Here is a 17750-nt window from a genome sequence, read left to right as displayed (position 1 = left end):
TCCGTCTCCTTTTCAAATTAAACTGCTCAATATCAGCTTCAATGGAATACCTCTCTGGATTTATGGTTGATTGGAGAGTCACGTCCCCCTTTACCAATTTCAATTCTGCTCCAACTTTTGTGGTTATTGAGTTTTCCAGAATCACTGCAATATATGGAATAAAGGAAAAGAGCCTGTCTGACCTTTTTTTCGGAGCAGGAACAGAAAAATCAGCAAACCTTAGGTCAAATCTGCTATAGCCTTCAGGTAGTAGATAAGAACTCACAATTTCTACGCCGTTTGAATTGAAGTTTGTCCACGAAAAATAAAAATAAAGAGAATCGAAATTTTCTCTGAACACCTTTAATGGTATATTAATCCTGCAACTCCAACCACTCTCATTTACATCAACTTTAGAGCTCCACACTTCATCCCAAGAAGTAACGATGTTATCATAACTGTGAATTAGCCCATCAAGCTGTATATTGTTGGCATTAACTGCAAAAACATAACCCGTTGATGAATTTGAACGGGTTTTCATGAGAAGGTAAAAACAAGACTCGCCATTGGGGTCAAAACCGTCTCTTGTTAAGCTCTTCCTAATCAAAGTATAGGATGGTGTTTGAAATTCTACGGAAAAGGAATCTTCATAAATTGAAACCTCGATATTAGCCTCATAAGTGGGCTTTAACCCACGAAGCGGATAAAAGACAAACTGCTTTTCACTGGGCAATTTTTTAGCCATCTGAGCTACAATTAAATATCCAACGATCTTAACTACTAGCACTTTCGTACCTCCTTATGGCGTGATAAAAAAATTTCCTTGAAAAAATAAGAATAAAAGCTGCAAAGACGCAACTGTAAATAAATATTCCGCTACTAATACGATATTTCAAAAGGGCCTGTGCAGGCAGATTTGCAATAAGAGCGACGGGTAAAATAAAAGTAAAAAAAACTTTTGCAAATTTTTCATATATAGAAAGTGGATAACCTGCAAAGGAAAGCAACTCCCTCTGGAGAGCATGAAGGGCTGATACCCTTACGAAGTAAAAAGAAAGGGACATCACCAAAAATCCCAAGCCATAGCGTATCAAAAGACCTATCAAGAAACACAAAAAGAAAATCAGGAGTTCCAAAACGCCGGGCGGGTTCCCCCGCACAGAAAGGGAAAATATCAGAGTTAGAATAGCCACGGGTATAGAAAAAAGAGACTTTAGATCCATAAATCGGGTAGATACAAAAAACTGAAGGTCAACAGGTTTTATGAGGAAGATGTCAAAATCTCCCCTTTCAATGTAAGTTTGAAACCTTCTTAAATTTGGCCCTAAAAAACTATCATAAAGTGCCACTATCAATTGATTGATTGAAACCAGGGTAAGAACCTCATAAGGCCCCCATCCACCAATCGATTTCGTATGAGAGAAAATTACCCCAAAAAAGAAAACATTGAACACAAACCAAAAGATGTAAGAAACTATCTCGAGCAAAAAACTCCCTCTAAAGATTGTCTCTCTCTTGATCTGCATCGAAAGAAATTCACCCCACAGCGAAATATAATACTTCAATCTATGCACCCACTGCTTCATACTTTTTCAATCCCGATTTCCAAACAATTCTGAGAATTAGGAATGCCAAAATGCACCACATAACCTGATTGGCAAGCCCTTCTATTAATTCTCTCCCTTTGACAACCCCCAAATATATTTCTATGGGAAAGTTCAGAACATACCGGAAGGGTAATATACTGCAAAATGCTTTAAGGCCCCTGGGATATAATGAAACCGGCAAGAGCATTCCGCTTGAGAGGCCAATCAAAAACTCAAGGAACACCTCAATACCCCTTCCTTCTTCTAACCAGAAAGTAAGAGCACTGAAAATAAAAGAAAACATAAATCCAGAGCAGACAGCAAGGGAAAAAGATAATATGAAACAAGCAAAACTTAATGGATTTGGGGGTAAAATAAGGTATTTATTAAAGCCTGCCATTATGCCTAACAAAATAAGAATCACACCCGACATGAATAGATATGGAATGTTAATACCTATTTTTAGCGCGAAAATGTAACCAGGATAACCGATTGGTTTACTGAGAAAGACATTAAGTCCACCCTCTCTTATATGATCGATAATCTCCCAAAAAGGGCCTGGATATGTAATATCCTGAAGAAGCACGACCAGAAAATAGTAAGTTACCATATTTTTGAGGTCGAACAAACCAATCTGCCCCGTATCCCCGAAGACCTTTTTCCACAACAAAACAGTAAATATCAATGGCAGTGATATGACAAGAAAGCTAAGAACATGATTGAATCTAAACTCGGTACTTTCAGCAACAGTGTTAATAACAACCTGAAAATATTTACTGAATCTTTTCATTCTGAATCCCCTCAAAGACCTCCTTCAGAGCGTCCTCTAGAGAAAGTTCTTCAACGAAGACACCTTCAAACTCACTTTTTTTAACGATCTCTTGAAGAGTCCGTTGTAAATCATCCTTAGATACTTCTATACGGACCTCATTGCCACTAATATCAAGAATCCTGCCTAACCTTTCCAGCCCTGGGGGAACATCTTTTCTAAATCTCACAATAATTACCCGATTCTTCGTGAACTTATCAATAAAAGAAGCTCTTTCTCCATCATAATAGATTTGCCCCTTGTGAATGAAGATGATTCTCTTACAGAGCTTTTCGATATCCCTCACGTAATGGCTGGTAAGTATAATGGTTGCCCCCTTTTGTTCATTGTAGTACTTTAAAAACTCATGAATTTTTTCCTGAGATATAAAATCTAATCCGATGGTGGGCTCGTCGAGAAAAATTACGTCAGGTTTATGTAAAAGACCCGCAATAAGCTCCATCTTCATCCTCTCGCCGAGAGAAAGCTTCCGGAGGGGAATCTTCAAAAGATCTGACACATTCAAAAGCTTAGCCAGTTCATTAACTTCACTGTCGAACTCCTTATCAGGAACTTCGTAGATTTTCTTGTAGAGTAAGAAGGAATCCATCGCGGGAAGGTCCCACCACAGCTGAGTCTTTTGACCCATTATAAAAGAGATTCTTTTCAGGAAATTACGATTTCTTTCAGGTGGATAATATCCGAGAACTTTAACTTCTCCACTTGTGGGGTAAAGGATTCCAGACAAAATCTTCATCGTCGTCGTTTTACCAGCCCCATTTGGACCTATATATCCCACAAATTCAGCTTGAGAAATCTCAAAAGATACCCCTTTTAAAGCCTCAACTTCTAAGTACTTTCCAACAAAAAAATTCCCAAGTGTACCTTTAATACCTGGTTCTTTCAAATGCCTTCTATATACCTTTCTAAGGTCACGAACAATAATTGGGCAACTCATAGCAATCTGATAAGCCGAATTTTAAAGCCCTCCTTAGTTTCATTCATCTCGAATTTGCCCATTTCCCAAAATTTGTTCAAACTTTGGACTTCTAATTAATTCAGGATATTTTTCATATAACTTAACCATGAGATCAATAAGATTTGGAAATAAATTTTCAAAGTACTTCTTCCTGCAGTCAAATTTCTCTTTTCTTAACAAAGCTTGCTCGAAGTAACCCCCGAGACATGCCGGCAGATAAATACATTTTCTACAGGAAGAATAACGCTCCCAGTGATAAGGGAGAACGTAATCGATACACTTTTGTAAGAGGACCTCAATAGGAGTGTAAATAGTGCCAATCTTCGCTTCATCATGACCAGCCATAGTAACGCACTTAAAAACATCCCCTTTGTAATCTACGATAAAACTCCACGGCTTTTTGAACGTACACAATCCTGCGCCAAGAGGCTCAACAATTCTTATTCCTCTTGCTAATGCTTCTTCGTAAGCCCAGATAAGAACCTTTGCAGATTCTTCTTGTTGCATTTTGAATTTTTTGAAATGAACAACCTCCTCCTGATGTAATCCCCTCCTCACAGCTCCAAATATCAATCGAAAATTAGGCTTCTTGTTAAAACCTTTTTCAACGAGAAAGTCCAGGAATTTAGGAATATCTTTATAGTTTTGCCTATCATAGTTAAAGCCTAAGGTAACATAAACCCCAAGATCGAGTAAGAGAATTTTATTGTTAACTATTCTCTGAAAAGTCCCTTTACCTTCAATATCAAACCTGCGTATGTTGTGAACTTCCTCGGTGCCATCAAGTGTTACAAGAACCCTACAAGGTATTTTAAGCTTCACCAATTCTTCAATAAATTCTTTATCAAGTAAGCTTCCATTAGTTACAAGAGAAATATCCTTCAGCCTGACTTCGTGTTTTTCGCAGAGGTTATTTATTCTTTTGCTAAGCAAAACAATCTCCTCCTTCGAGAGAAGAGGTTCGCCTCCATGAAATGTTATCTCAAAATTCCGAGGTTCAGTAAGAATAAGAAGATTTTCAATCCACTTTAGAAAGTTTTCAAAGGAATTTTCACTTTCCCACCGCTGAATATTACGGACCGATTCAGCATAACAATAAGTGCATTTGAAATTACAACTGTAATTCGGAATATATGCTATACTAATAGTATTTGTGTTAAAGCTCTTCGACGAAAGCCAAAATTCCAGAAGTTTAAGCTCATCAATTCCCTCAACTACAATTCCTGACGTGAGGAGTAGATTCATCACATGAAATGGTATATTTTTAAAATCGTTGTTCTGAAGCGCATTTAATACTGGATCATTAAGCTTTAAAAGGCTTCTTTGTCTCAGATTATAAACATAATTATGGCTATAAAAGTTGTAATTCGAAGCCTTATAAGTTTTGTCCATAAAATATACTCCTTTTTCATTTGGGCGCCACCAAGGGTGACGCCCAAATATGGATTTACTCATTGGGACAACGCTGACTTCTTTCACAGCACCTCTCTGCTACTGTGGCTGTTGCATTTGATATAGGTATGCCTATGCAAATTATCTCGACCCAATCTTTTATATTTATGTGACTCATAATTTACCTTCTTTTGTAGTTTAAAAAAGCTAAAATGTAAACTTTGGATCCAAAAATTTTTCAAAAATACTTGAAAACTGAGAAATATTTTTCACACCAAATACTTTATGAGGCTTAGGGATTACCGAGAGGACAATTTATAGCTTCTTATCTTTCAGAAGATGGTGTATCATCTTCCTTTCTAACAAAAATGATAGCATATTAAAAAGTGAGAACACCCACCTGCACAATGATAAAGGCATGCAAAACACAATTGCAAAATACAAACAAAAGGGATTTCCCGAACTTTATTAAAGCAAGCGGTCTTATTCCCCATGTTATAGATAAAAAATAGCAAAAACTCGCATGAAAAACAGTATATTTTTCCCATACTATTGCAATTCCTGAGAGAAATAAAATAAGATATTTAAGCAGGGAGTTGAATACCCTGCACGTTTAAAAACTAAACTTAATGAGCCAATTAAAAAACAAAACCATAAAGAGAGATGCAGAAAAACCGCGACAACAAGTTGCTTGAAGTAGGTTCTTTAGGATAGAAACAAAAGGTATAGATTAGGCCAAAATAAGAAGTTAAAGATACTGCCGATAATAACAAACTGTAATAGCCCAAACAGAAAATTAACTATCAGTCTTGAAACAACTATTGAAATAAAAGGATACTTTCGCTACTTAAATCCTTTCCGATGTGTCAAAATATCGTTCCTCCGCTAAAAATCAGTAGGAACAGATATTGCAGAAGAAAAAGCCATAGAAGAAATCCTACAAAAGCGGTCCCTTCTCCGCGGGCATGCAGCAACCTAAATCCATAATAGGTACCCCTTAGAAAGACAGTAGCCGAAACACCCCGACTACGTGATGGAACAAATTTCACTTTACAACTTAGCATAACTTAAGTGCTTCAGCCTCAATTTGTTTTAGCACGGATATACAACTCCATAAAAATTGCTCAAAATCCCGGCTTTTCTCATCTTTGCGACTTAGCGAGACTTCAATCTTCAATACCTAATCTGACAGAATCTTGAACTCTATATCCTTTTCCTTCAAAGCATTTTGTGATTCAATGGAATTTCGGAAGTAAATGAAAAACTCCTTTTCCTTCCGAATAGTTTTCACCTCAATCGTGCTTCCTTCAACAACGACATTCCCTTCCTTAAGCTATAAAACTCTATTTGCAACTTTTTCGATAAAATCCAGTTTATGATCTGCAATGAGAAATATCCCTCCCACTTAATGTCACCAAGGACATAAATAAATCCATAAGTTCTATAGAAACTATCAAATCCAGCCACTAAAATGGCTTATTGAGAAACACTATTTTGGATCATTTATAAAGCAAGTAAATTTTTTATCCATGCCCGATGAGAAAGAAAAGGCTTAATTATTCTAAAGTTTACACAGTTTTATCTCTTGCAACAATCTTTCGCTTTTTCGTTTGTATCTCTTGTAGGGATTTGTTTAAATAGCCAAAATAAAGCAAGTTAGCTTCAGTAAATAAACAAACTGCTCGAAACACAAAATTTTACGAAAATCTCTTAGCAGATGTCTTTTATATAAAAACTAAATTAAAGGAAATAGCCAAAGCAATTAGACTTAAAATTTTTACTTTTGTCTCTTTTTAAACCACTCAATAAATTTTAAAAGCCCTTCTTTCAGTGCATACCTGGGCTCAAAATTTAGAATTTTTTTCATTTTTGAAAAATCCCCAAGCCTTCTGCGTGGGTCCTCATAGTTTTGGGTAAAGCTCTCGTAGGGGATAAACTCGAGTTTCAATTCTTTTTCGGGGTAAGCTAACCTATGTATTAACTTTGCAAGGTCAAGAATACTGATTTCTTCGGAACTTCCTACATTTATTATTTCATTCTCTGCTTGAGGATAATTTACCGACCTAAAAATACATTCCACAGCATCGTCAATATACATAAAACTCCTTTTTTGCAATCCGTCTCCGTGGATCGAAATGGGAAGGCCTTCATGAATGTTCTTTAAAAACACACCCACAGGCCCACCCCACCAGTCTAAGTGTTGATGAGGACCGTAAACGCCGAAAAATCTCAGAATAACATACTTTATCCCATATTCATCGTGATAAGCAATGGCTAAGTGTTCATTGAAAATTTTTGAAACGGCATAGGCCCACCTTCTCGATGTGGAAGGACCAAGTACCAGATCACCATCTTCCCGGTATGGAAACTCGGTGGACTTACCATAGACATCAGAAGTGGAAGCCATTAAAAACTTTGCAGAATCTCTTACCGCTATTTTCAAAAGGTTTTCAGCCCCCCGAGTATTCACGGTCAAAGTTTTAAGTCCACTGGAATAACGGGGAATCTTATAGGCCACAAGGTCTACGACTATATCAAACTTTGCCGGTATATCAAAAATCTCTTTGCCCGTAACATCAAGTTTGAAGAACCTTAAATTTTTGTGGCTCACATATTCATCCAACTTTTCGAGGCTTCCCTTAGAAAGGTCATCTACCACACATACTTCGTTACCATCGTCAAGCAGTCTTTTGACAAGATTTGACCCTATAAAACCACATCCACCTGCGACAAGGAATCTCATAGGCAAATTTTAAGCATTATAAAGCGGTTTTCAAAAAAGCCTCGTATTTCCGTGCAATTTTAGAATATTCAAACTCTTCTACCAGTTCTTTTTTCAATAATTTGAGATTTTGTCTTTTATAATCCTGATAAAGACCTTCCAGTGCTCTTACTATTCTCGCTACATCATCGTTATCAACAACCGTGACTCCCAGTTTTCTTAAAAATTCTGCCGTCCATCCTTCAGGTACAGTAGCTAAAATGGGCCTTGAAAACCCGAGATAGGATATGGTTTTTGCCGGCATCACCAGCTCAAATCCTGGGGCACGGGATATTAAAAGCCATAGAATATGTGCCCTGTTTACCACTGTATAAACCTTCTCATTTTCAATATAACCCAAAAACTCGACATTTTCCGCTGGTAAATTTTGCTTTATGAGGTCTTTAACTTCTTTATCCACATTTCCTGCAATCATCAAACGGGCATCGGGATGAACTTTTGTAAACTCTGCGAAGGCTTTTATAAAGCCGGTAGGATTCTTATGGCTACCTTGCAAGGTGCCGAGATATAGCACTGTAAATGGGAAAGAGTAATCAATTTCCTTCACTTTTTCCATGTTTTCTGTTATTATCCCGAAGGTGATGTTATCCACCCTCTCGGGTCTAAGAAATTTGTAACGCTCTAAGAGTCTCCATTTCATAGGGTAGGTAGCCACTATAACCCCTCTGGTCTCTTCCAGAATTTTTTTTTCGAAAAAGTAAGTCAACTCCTTTTGCCACCAATTAGGATACATATTGTATAAATCATCTGACCACGGATCGAGGAGGTCAACGAAGTGTGGTATACGAAATCTCCGACTTATCAAGTACCCAAGGATGAGATCGGTATAAGGAGGCGCAATGGAAACAATCACATCTGGCCTGAAGTCCTTCACAAAGGTAAGACTTGCCGGTACAGCGTTAATTAACCAAAACACTCTTGAATCTGGCCACAAAAAATTTCTAAACAATTTCTTAGATGTGCCTGAAGGGGCAGACCGCCTTTGTGAAAAAGTCGAGGGTTCAATGGCAGAGGGCCTCGCAATCATCAAAGTTTTAGGAAGATAATTTAAATAAGAAGGATCCCGTTGGAAAAAAGTATAATTTCTCGCAGTAATTATTCCTATTTCGTGGCCAAATTCCGATAAGTATTTCGCTATAAGCACCGTTCGCTCAACTGCGGTAGCATGGGCATAAGGCGGAAAAAAATAAGATATGAAAAGGATTTTCATTTAATAGCACCCTTTTTAAATTCGATTAGTAAACGATTTCTAAAACTCTCAAAATTCTTGTCCCAATTCGCCAGGTTTTCCACGATCAATCTGTTTATTGATAGAAAGATGTCCAGTTTTGAAAGATTTTTAATGATGTGCTCCAGTTTGTCGGCAAGGTCAAACTCATCACCGGGCCTAAAGTAAGAACCATTCAATCCGTCAATCACCCATTCTCTGTAAACAGGAAGATCAGAGAGGACAGGGTATACCTTTAAGGCCATTGCCTCCAGCAAAGAATTAGGAGTAGTATCGCTGTAAGCAGAAGAAATAAAAATGTGAGACTTAGATAGAAATGAGATAAGATCTTCCTCATCCAGTCTTCCAGTAAACACAACCATGTTAGCAATCCCTAATTTCAGAGCCAATCTTTTTAATTTTTCTTCTTCAGAGCCAAAGGAGGCGATGTAAAGCTTGAAACCAACTCCTCTTTCTTTTAAAAGTTTCGCTGCTTTTAAAATAACGTCATGCCCATAAAGCCTCTCCAGTTTCCTGTGTGAAATAAGATTAATTTTCCCTACGGGTTTTTCTATCTCGTATTCGAAAAATTTACTCGATATACCAAAGGGGAAGACAACGATTTTCTCCGCATCAACTCCAAACCCTTTCTCCAAAAACCATCTTACCAGTTGGGAATCAGCATGAACGAGAAGTGCATTTCTGATTACCTTTTTTATCAATGTTTTATGAAACACGGACTTAAATGGAGATTCCACCACATCAGGACCCCAAAGGGACAAAATATAGGGTTTCCCTGTAAGATAAGCCATAAGTCCGTAATTGCCTGCCATCTGGGCATGGATTATATCCGGCTTAAATTCCCTGATTACCTCTTTCAATTTAGGAATAGAAAGAAAATACTTTAACTTACCCTTTCCATTGGGGCTCAATCTTTCACAAAGGGATTCACCATCTTCAAATCCTAAAGCCCTCACTTCAAAGTCCGCGGACTTATATGCCTCAAACCAGCGGTAGGTATGAAAGGAAGTATTATCACCAAGTACAAGTACTCTCACCTTTAAAAATTATAAAACTCTACAAAAGTCCTTTCCACTTGGAGTTTCTATTTTAACAGCATATAATTTAACTATGAACCTTGCGGTAAAATATCGTCCGAAAACCTTTAAAGATGTGGTCAATCAGAAACATGCAGTAATCACTCTTCAAAACGCTCTTGCAACTCTGAGCATAGCGAGCGCCTACATGTTCACAGGTCCAAGAGGAATTGGAAAGACCACGCTTGCAAGAATCTTTGCCAAAGGGCTAAACTGCGAGAAGGGCGTGACCCCGGAGCCCTGTGGGGTATGTGAAAATTGTAAAGAAATTGAGGAATCAAGGAGCGTTGATGTTCTCGAAATCGATGGAGCGTCTAACAGGGGTATTGATCAGATCAGAGAATTAAGGGAAAATGTGCGCTTTATACCTTTAAAAGGGAGGTATAAGGTCATAATAATTGACGAAGTTCATATGCTTACCCAAGAGGCTTTTAATGCCCTGCTAAAAACCCTTGAAGAACCCCCGAAAAACGTAGTTTTTATCTTTGCCACCACCGAACCCAACAGGGTTCCTGAAACTGTTAAATCCAGAACTTTGCGTTTTGACCTTAAACCTTTGGAAAAACCATTTATTGTTGAGAGATTAAAGAAAATTGCAGAGTTGGAGAATATCGGCTATGAATCCGATGAAGTTCTTGAATTGATTGCAGAGGCCTCAACGGGTGGGATGAGAGATGCCATTTCTCTTCTCGAGCAGGCTTTCATTTATTCACAGGGGACCATTACTATCGAAAAAATAAAAGAATTAACAGGTCTTCTTCCCACAGAAATTTACCAGCAAATTCTACAAAACATAATTGACAAAAACCCAAAAAAGATATTGGAAACTGTTGAACAGGTTGTGGCACAAGGATACAGTTTTGAGGATTTCCATAAGGGATTTGTAAAGGCCGCAGAATCCCTACTTAAAGCCTTTTACGGAATAGAGCACAACGCCTTCTCGTCCATTGCATCAAAATTCAACGAATACCAAATTCTCTTCCTCCTTAGAGTATTAAAAGACATGGAACTCGACGTTAAGAGTGCCACTAATCCCAAAATCTTTGTAGATTTTCACCTTCTAAGGCTTACAAAAATTCAGTCCGAGCTCGAATTGATAGGAAACATAAACTACATAGACACCAGCTTTGTAAGTTCACCGGAAAAGCCAAAAGTATCACTGGAGCCTTCCCCTGTTGAAGGTAAGACAGTGACTGAAAATCCAAAGAGAACAGAAGAAGACAAAAATGAATTAATCAAATACGCTATAGAAAAATTAAAACTTCGGGAGGTAAGCGATGGATCTATTTAAAATGCTCAAAGAGGCTCAGAAGATGCAAGCCACTGTTGCAAAGGCAAGAAAAGAGATACAAAAACTCCAAATGGATGTTGAAAAAGATGGAGTTAAAGTAACCATTAACGGTGTTTTTAGGATAACGGGGCTAAAAATAAACAATGACACCCTTCTTTCAGACAAAACAAAGCTGGAAAAAGCCATATTATCATGTCTTAATGAGGCCTTTGAAACCATGCAAAAAGAGGCTCAGAAAAAGATGCAAGAACTATTGAAGGATTTACCAATAAATGAGCTGGGTCCCTTCCTCTCTTAAAAAATTAATTGAACAATTCAAAAAGCTGCCGGGAATCGGCGATCGTTCAGCTTTTCGCATAGCTTATTATTTACTAAAAGATAGAGATACACTGAAGGGCCTTTCAACAGCTCTAAAAGAGGTTGATGAGAGGATAAAGCTTTGCAGAATATGCCATGGATTTTCTGAAGACAGTGAAATATGTTCTATCTGTGCCGACGAAAGACGCAATTCCGGAATTCTCTGCGTTGTTGAAAGGCCAGAAGACGTATACATATTAGAGTCGGTTCAGGACCTTAGATGGAAATACCACGTGACCGGGGGTGTCCTTTCTCCCGTGAAAGGAATAACAGCGGACAAATTAAACATCTACGACATTAGAGACAGGATCAAGGCTGAGGGATTCAAAGAACTTGTCATAGCCTTCAGCCCTGACGTGGAAAGTGACGCTACAACCAGTTATATCGTCAATCTCCTTAGCGATATGGATATCAACATATCTAAAATCGCCATTGGCCTTCCGAAAGGAATCGACATTACCCTTATCGATCCTTTCACCCTAAAAGAATCTATTATGGGGAGGAGGAAACTAAAATGATAAAGTTAAGGGTAGGGATCCTCACTGTATCTGATAAAGGCTTCAGAGGGGAACGGGCAGACGAAGGGGGTCCCCTCATAATGAAATTGGTTAGGGAAAATCTGGATATTGCTGACATCATCTATAAAATCGTTCCTGATGAGATGGACGTGATAGAAAATACACTTTGGGATTGGTGTAATTCCAGTGTAGATTTGATAATTACCACGGGGGGCACTGGTCCATCCCCACGAGATGTAACCCCTGAAGCAACAATGAAAGTCATTGAGAAGAGATTTTATGGGCTTGAAATCTTTATGCTTCTTGAAGGACTCAAAAAAACTCCTGAGGCAGTCTATTCGAGAGCTGTCGTCGGGTCGAAAGGAGAGACCCTTATAATAAACTTACCGGGGAACCCTAAAGCCATAATGGAAAACCTTCCACCACTCTTTCCTCTAATACCCCATCTGATGCTTGAACTTAAGGGGCTGAAGGGGGATCACAAAGGTGAAGGTAATTGAAATAATAGGTTTTAGTGATTCTGGAAAAACTGTCCTTATTGAATCCCTCATTAAGCATCTTAGCGGAAGGAACATAAAGGTTGGTGCCATCAAAAAAAGCTTTCACCATGATGTAGAATATGACAAGGAAGGTAAAGATACCTATCGAATGGAGAAAGCGGGAGCTCTCATCTCTGCTGGCTTCTCAAAAAAACGGGCTTTTCTCGCCTTTAATTCGCCTCAAAACCCTTTCGATTTCCTAAAAAATTTCTCAAATATGGACATTGTATTGATCGAGGGAGAAATGGGCTTGAGTGTTCCTAAAATCCGGTGCATTAAAGAAGACGAAAAGGAGATACAAGAAGATCCGTTGATCTTTGCGTACTTTACTCTGGCCAAAAATTTAAGCATTGGGAAAATCAAAAGAATTTATACCTCTGAAAATTTGGAAGAGCTAACCGACTACATAATCTCAATTATTCCTAATATGCTTCCACAACTGGACTGTGGAAAGTGTGGATTTGACTGCAAAACACTAACAGCAAGAATTCTGATGGGAGAATCGAACGAAAAAGAATGCAAGGTTCTCTACGGCACAAAATGCAAGGTCACCATAGATGGTGCCAGAATAGAACTCATGCCTTTTCTCGACTCCATGCTGGAGAACATTATAAAAGGATTCTTATCCCCGCTTAAAGGTTATCGTGAAGGGAAAATAAAAATAGAAATTGACGATTAGAAAAAGCCCACGACCGGATTCGAACCGGTGACCTCTTCCTTACCAAGGAAGTGCTCTGCCGCCTGAGCTACGTGGGCATGTTAAAAGTATAAGATAAGATGCTCAAACTATCAAACAACGGAGGGTGAGGGACTCGAACCCCCAAGGGCTCAACGCCCAGCGGATTTCAAATCCGCCGCCTTACCAATTAGGCTAACCCTCCTTATTCCTTTGACACTTTAAGCCTGTCTAAATAGAACCTCAATCCTAATGCACCCTCAATAAGAGGGCTCGTCTCAGGTATGAGATGGATCCCTGGAGAAACCTCGGCGAATACATCAATAGGTAAATTATCAAATAGAAACTTCATTCCAAGAGGTATCTTGATTCCCATCTTCGCGTTGTCTCTCGTAACTTTAAAAAGAAAAGCGCCACCAAGATATACCCTCAGTAATCCTTCAATATCTTCACCCGTTTCAATTCTGAAATTCTCGTGATAGCCAAGAGAAAAGTAGAAAATGTCAGGAATACCCCAGGAAAGGGTTGAGTTAATGGCATTCGCCTTGGACTCAAAATTTAAATTAAGTCCAGTAGGAATGCCCAGTATAAGGCCCACACCTGGTCTATACGAACTAATCAACATTGCAACCAAGATAGATTTGAGCATATTAATATTTTATAGCATCTAAATCGTAATTGGAACTCCTCAATATTCACCATGTACTTTACTAAGGAAGGAGATTTTTAAGATTCCTTATGTAATAAACGTGTCCCTGATAATAGACCTTCTTTATTAAACCTCTCCTTAGCAGGTTTTCAACTTTACTAAATTCTTCACCTTCTCTTTCAACCAGCCTTTTTATGGACTCCTCTCTCATTGGATGCACCGCAGTTATACTCAATATGTCCTTTTCTATGTCTCCAGAATATGCGAAGGCATCTCCCTCATATCCAATAAGAAGCTCAACCTTATTACCCAGAAAATTTTTAAATATCTGAAAAGCCTCATTAAGAAGTTCTTCTCCCGGTGGTCTTGCCCAATCCTCTGCGGGTGGACGTGTTGGAACAGAAATATAGGCACACTTCAAATTTTCAAGAGATGAAAGATAGGCTGCAATTTTCTCAAATTCATTACCATAGTCAATATTATCAATTAGCATGGTTTCAGAAAAGAGAATTCCATTGAATTTCATGCTAAAAATTCTTATATTTTCAAGAATTTTGTCTAAATCGAGAAACTTGATGGGCCTGTTGACCTTTCGCCAGATTTCCTTAGAGACCGCATCTACCTTCACAGATACAAGGTCAAAATTCATTAAATCCTCCTGCACACCCTCATCCCAAATTAAACTGGAGTTGGTAATTATCGCGAGTGGGATGCCCAGTTCCTTTAAAAGACTCGCTTCCTTACCCAAATTTACGTCTATGGTTGGTTCCCCATCAGGAACAAAAGTAATATAATCTATTTCCTCACCTTTTGACTTTACCTCAATAACTTTCTCCCTTACTTGCTCAAAAATTTTCTCAGGTTCATAAAACCTTTGCCTGACTGCGGTCATTTTCAAACTTCTACCGAGTTGACAATAAACGCACGAGTAAGTACAAATCTTGGGAGGTATATTATTCACCCCAAGGCTTTTGCCGAGCCTCCTAGAGGGTACGGGGCCGAAGGCTATAGCAATTCTGATATCCTCTGCCATATATTCCTTATCTCTATTGAAACAACACTATCAGGTCTGTACTCAACCACGGGCATCCCTTCAACCATGGCTTCGGTCACAACAGGGTCAAAAGGTATTCTCCCCAACACAGGAATATTGTTTTCTTTACTGTATTTCTCTATCTTTTCTGCATTCTCCACATTAATATCATATTTATTTATGCATATAAGTGGCCTTACAGAAAAATGCTTCAAAAGTTCTAATACCCTTTGAAGATCGTGTATTCCAGACTCTGTTGGTTCCGTGACAACGAGTGCATAATCTGTATTTGTTATAGATGAAATGACAGGACATCCTATACCGGGGGCACCATCTATTATAATAAGGCTTCTTTTCTGTTCCTGGGCAACGATACCAGCGAGAAGCCTAGTCATAGTTACAAGCTTTCCTGAATTTTCTTCGCCTGGGAAAAGAAGTGCATGTACCATAGGCCCATATTTTGTTTCTGAAATGTAGATCTCACCTGCTTTTCTTTCAGCAAATGAAACAGCTTGAACAGGACACACTAAACCACATACACCACAACCCTCACACGAGAAAGGATTTACTTCAAAATCACTGGTAATTGCATCGAATCTGCACTTTTCAATGCATAAACCACACTCTATACACTTATCCTTATCTATACTTGCAAGTTTTGATCCATAAAAATCATTTGTCTTCAATACCTTTGGTTTCAAGAGCAAATGTAAGTCGGGCGCATCAACATCGCAATCTACAATGACTGCATTCTTTGAGAGTACAGCAAAAGACGCGGTTAAAGATGTTTTACCTGTTCCACCCTTTCCACTTAAAATCACTATTTGCTTCATTTAATAAACATCCTTTCTATTTGTTGATAAACTTCCCGAAACTTCCCCTTCCATTCCTCCATGACAGTTACAAAGGGAATGGCGCGTGAATAGAGTTCTGCAATTTTCCTATCATAAGGTATTTCAAGTAGTACAGGAATATTTTTGTGCATACAAAACTCATAAACATCTCTGTTGCCAAGATTCGCCCTATTTATGATAATTCCAAAGGGTATTCCAATTTTTTCCAGCACATCCACTGTAATCTTAAGATCATGAAAGCCAAAAGGCGTAGGTTCAGTTACGAGAATTACAAAGTCACTTCCACTAACTGCCTCAATCATAGGACAGGAGGCTCCAGGTGGAGAATCTACAATAACCAGTTTATCCTTCTTAAGCCGTTTTTTCACTTCTCTTATAATAGGAACAGCCAGGGGTTTTGAGACTTCGAGTTCACCATACACCAAATCAACATTAGCACCCTTCCCTATTTTTAGATTCCCAATTTTGAAAGGCACTTCTATTATTGCACCAACAGGACAAACAAGAGCACATCCACCGCAACTGTGACACAACTCAGGAAATACCTGAACGGTCTTCGAGGTAACAAAAATTGCATTATACTCACAAAATTCAGCGCATTTTTTACAATGGGTGCAGATCTGCTGATTAACTTCCGGAACTAGCACTTCAACGGGAATTTCCTCCTCAACGTCAGGTTTTAAAAAGAGAAAAGCATTTGGTTCCTCTACATCACAATCAAGAAATTGAATACCTTTTCCCTCAAGAGAGAGCGCAAGATTTGTCGAAACCAGTGTCTTACCTGTACCACCCTTACCACTTGCAATAGATACGATCATGCCCATAACTACTCTGCCTTAAGTGAAATTGCATCTTGTGGACAGAGCGTTACACAATCTCCACAACCTATACACTTTTTAACATCAACCTTAGCGACCCCATTGAGAACTTTTATAGCACCGGTTCTGCATACATTCTCACAAACCCCACAACCTATACACCTCTCTTCATTCACCGTTGCTTTTGCAGTCATCTGCTGGGTTCCCCCAACAAACTCATTAACAATATCTGCATTATCTTTATTCCATCGTGTGACATTTAAATTAACACCGTGGTGCCATCCTCTTCCAAATCCCATTCCTTGACCTCTTCCCATCCCACGACCGCGACCCATACCACGTCCGCGACCCATACCTTGACCCAGCCTTAAACCTCGACCTTGACCTCTAAAATATCGAAACATTTTAAATTTCTCCCTTCTTGATCTTTTCTAACACTTCTCTCAGAGTCCCAGAAACGCCTGTTACAATTTTTACTCCCCCAGCTCTCAGAGCCTGTTCTGCGTTAGGTCCTACATTTCCACTCACAACAACTTCAACCCCTTCATCTATAAGAAATTGAGCCGCATTTATACCTGCACCACCCGGCCTACTCAGCGCAGGATTCATCACAAACTTAAATTCCATTGTATCACTGTCTACGATAGCAAAATAAGCGCACCTGCCAAATCTTGGATCCACAAGAGAATCAGGATTCTTACCTGTAGAAGTAATTGCTATCTTCATAGCACACACCTCCTTTCCATTTTTATCGAACAATCTCATTTATATGCATTTATAATGTATACCTTAATGCCTGAATTTCAAAGGGGTATGTTGAACATTAATAATCAAGGAACCTACGCAATAAGAAGGACAGTCCGGGGAAGAATCTACCACATCTCTGGCATAAAAGTTGACCCCAAGCAAAAATCAAAAAAGAAAAACATTTAAGATACTGGGAGTAGAATTCAATTTCAACTAATAAATAAAAACGATTGAACCGCACACAAAAGACGGGAATATAAGAAATCAGGTGAGTGGAAGTTAGAGTGGTGGGGTAAACTCTTTAAAGGAGGTGATCCAGCCGCACGTTCCCGTACGGCTACCTTGTTACGACTTCGCCCCAGTCACCGGATTCACCCTAGGCGCCTCCCTCCCCCTTGCGGGGGTTGGGCCAGCGACTTCAGGTGCCCCCGGCTCCCA

At 38.8% G+C, this 17750-nt stretch carries 21 protein-coding genes, 2 tRNA genes and 1 rRNA gene; 6 read left to right on the top strand and 18 right to left on the bottom strand.

Annotated elements, in window-relative coordinates:
• The 9 genes from QMD82_00120 to QMD82_00080 form a co-directional block, all read right to left on the bottom strand.
• Window positions 1–766 (bottom strand): hypothetical protein (locus QMD82_00120; GenBank protein ID MDI6850335.1); only part of this gene is annotated, 766 nt, incomplete at its 3' end.
• Entirely contained in the window at window positions 753–1565 is an 813-nt protein-coding gene (locus QMD82_00115) for an ABC-2 family transporter protein (GenBank protein MDI6850334.1), read from the bottom strand. The genes QMD82_00120 and QMD82_00115, both read right to left, overlap by 14 nt.
• Window positions 1546–2355 carry an ABC-2 family transporter protein gene (locus QMD82_00110; GenBank protein ID MDI6850333.1) on the bottom strand — a complete coding sequence of 270 codons (810 nt, stop codon included), beginning with the start codon at window positions 2353–2355 and terminating at the stop codon, window positions 1546–1548. The genes QMD82_00115 and QMD82_00110 overlap by 20 nt, the downstream gene beginning before the upstream one ends.
• Window positions 2339–3331 carry an ATP-binding cassette domain-containing protein gene (locus QMD82_00105; protein ID MDI6850332.1) on the bottom strand — a complete coding sequence of 331 codons (993 nt, stop codon included), beginning with the start codon at window positions 3329–3331 and terminating at the stop codon, window positions 2339–2341. The genes QMD82_00110 and QMD82_00105 overlap by 17 nt, the downstream gene beginning before the upstream one ends.
• Window positions 3332–3370: 39 nt before the next feature.
• Window positions 3371–4744, bottom strand: a complete 1374-nt coding sequence (locus tag QMD82_00100) for a radical SAM protein (GenBank protein ID MDI6850331.1) — start codon at window positions 4742–4744, stop codon at window positions 3371–3373.
• 1287 nt (window positions 4745–6031) lie between these two features.
• Entirely contained in the window at window positions 6032–6211 is a 180-nt protein-coding gene (locus tag QMD82_00095) for a hypothetical protein (protein MDI6850330.1), read from the bottom strand.
• 310 nt (window positions 6212–6521) lie between these two features.
• Window positions 6522–7487, bottom strand: a complete 966-nt coding sequence (locus QMD82_00090) for an NAD-dependent epimerase/dehydratase family protein (GenBank protein ID MDI6850329.1) — start codon at window positions 7485–7487, stop codon at window positions 6522–6524.
• Between the two features lie 16 nt (window positions 7488–7503).
• Window positions 7504–8736, bottom strand: coding sequence for a glycosyltransferase (locus QMD82_00085; GenBank protein ID MDI6850328.1), 1233 nt, complete (start codon window positions 8734–8736; stop codon window positions 7504–7506).
• Entirely contained in the window at window positions 8733–9791 is a 1059-nt protein-coding gene (locus QMD82_00080) for a glycosyltransferase family 4 protein (protein ID MDI6850327.1), read from the bottom strand. Before QMD82_00080 ends, QMD82_00085 begins: the two co-directional genes overlap by 4 nt.
• 73 nt (window positions 9792–9864) lie before the next feature.
• On the opposite strand from QMD82_00080, the gene dnaX reads away from it, so the two are divergent.
• From dnaX to mobB, 5 genes are read left to right on the top strand one after another with little or no spacing between them, the layout of a single operon-like run.
• Window positions 9865–11121 carry a DNA polymerase III subunit gamma/tau gene (dnaX, locus tag QMD82_00075; GenBank protein MDI6850326.1) on the top strand — a complete coding sequence of 419 codons (1257 nt, stop codon included), beginning with the start codon at window positions 9865–9867 and terminating at the stop codon, window positions 11119–11121.
• Window positions 11108–11419: a YbaB/EbfC family nucleoid-associated protein gene (locus QMD82_00070; protein MDI6850325.1), complete on the top strand. Its 312-nt coding sequence runs from the start codon at window positions 11108–11110 to the stop codon at window positions 11417–11419. Before dnaX ends, QMD82_00070 begins: the two co-directional genes overlap by 14 nt.
• Window positions 11394–11996, top strand: a complete 603-nt coding sequence (gene recR / locus QMD82_00065; protein MDI6850324.1) for a recombination mediator RecR — start codon at window positions 11394–11396, stop codon at window positions 11994–11996. Before QMD82_00070 ends, recR begins: the two co-directional genes overlap by 26 nt.
• The gene (locus QMD82_00060; protein ID MDI6850323.1) at window positions 11993–12496 is read left to right on the top strand and encodes a MogA/MoaB family molybdenum cofactor biosynthesis protein; all 504 of its coding nucleotides are present in this window, start codon (window positions 11993–11995) and stop codon (window positions 12494–12496) included. The genes recR and QMD82_00060 overlap by 4 nt, the downstream gene beginning before the upstream one ends.
• A complete protein-coding gene (gene mobB / locus QMD82_00055) occupies window positions 12483–13214 on the top strand; it encodes a molybdopterin-guanine dinucleotide biosynthesis protein B (protein MDI6850322.1) in 732 nt (243 codons plus the stop codon). The genes QMD82_00060 and mobB overlap by 14 nt, the downstream gene beginning before the upstream one ends.
• Window positions 13215–13218: 4 nt before the next feature.
• On the opposite strand, the gene QMD82_00050 is transcribed toward mobB, so the two are convergent.
• The 8 genes from QMD82_00050 to QMD82_00015 form a co-directional block, all read right to left on the bottom strand.
• A tRNA-Thr gene (locus QMD82_00050) sits at window positions 13219–13291 on the bottom strand.
• Between the two features lie 41 nt (window positions 13292–13332).
• Window positions 13333–13416: transfer RNA gene (locus QMD82_00045), tRNA-Ser, on the bottom strand.
• The gene (locus QMD82_00040) at window positions 13417–13860 is read right to left on the bottom strand and encodes a hypothetical protein (protein MDI6850321.1); all 444 of its coding nucleotides are present in this window, start codon (window positions 13858–13860) and stop codon (window positions 13417–13419) included.
• Between the two features lie 61 nt (window positions 13861–13921).
• Window positions 13922–14893, bottom strand: a complete 972-nt coding sequence (locus QMD82_00035; protein MDI6850320.1) for a radical SAM protein — start codon at window positions 14891–14893, stop codon at window positions 13922–13924.
• Window positions 14866–15726, bottom strand: coding sequence for a P-loop NTPase (locus QMD82_00030; protein MDI6850319.1), 861 nt, complete (start codon window positions 15724–15726; stop codon window positions 14866–14868). The genes QMD82_00035 and QMD82_00030 overlap by 28 nt, the downstream gene beginning before the upstream one ends.
• Window positions 15723–16571: an ATP-binding protein gene (locus tag QMD82_00025; protein MDI6850318.1), complete on the bottom strand. Its 849-nt coding sequence runs from the start codon at window positions 16569–16571 to the stop codon at window positions 15723–15725. Before QMD82_00025 ends, QMD82_00030 begins: the two co-directional genes overlap by 4 nt.
• Before the next feature lie 2 nt (window positions 16572–16573).
• A complete protein-coding gene (locus QMD82_00020; protein ID MDI6850317.1) occupies window positions 16574–16864 on the bottom strand; it encodes a 4Fe-4S binding protein in 291 nt (96 codons plus the stop codon).
• 106 nt (window positions 16865–16970) lie between these two features.
• Window positions 16971–17291, bottom strand: a complete 321-nt coding sequence (locus QMD82_00015; GenBank protein ID MDI6850316.1) for a NifB/NifX family molybdenum-iron cluster-binding protein — start codon at window positions 17289–17291, stop codon at window positions 16971–16973.
• 66 nt (window positions 17292–17357) lie between these two features.
• Here QMD82_00015 and QMD82_00010 point away from each other — a divergent pair, with 66 nt between their 5' ends.
• Window positions 17358–17498 (top strand): hypothetical protein, encoded by a 141-nt coding sequence (locus tag QMD82_00010; protein ID MDI6850315.1) that lies wholly within the window; start codon window positions 17358–17360, stop codon window positions 17496–17498.
• A gap of 117 nt (window positions 17499–17615) precedes the next feature.
• Here the strand turns inward: QMD82_00010 and QMD82_00005 are convergent.
• Window positions 17616–17750 (bottom strand): 16S ribosomal RNA (locus QMD82_00005); the annotation flags it as partial.

This window comes from bacterium (assembly GCA_030019025.1).
GTDB lineage: Bacteria > Hydrothermota > Hydrothermia > UBA1063 > UBA1063 > UBA1063.
Note: the sequence above shows the minus strand (reverse complement) of the source record. Positions and strands in the feature narration are given on the sequence as shown.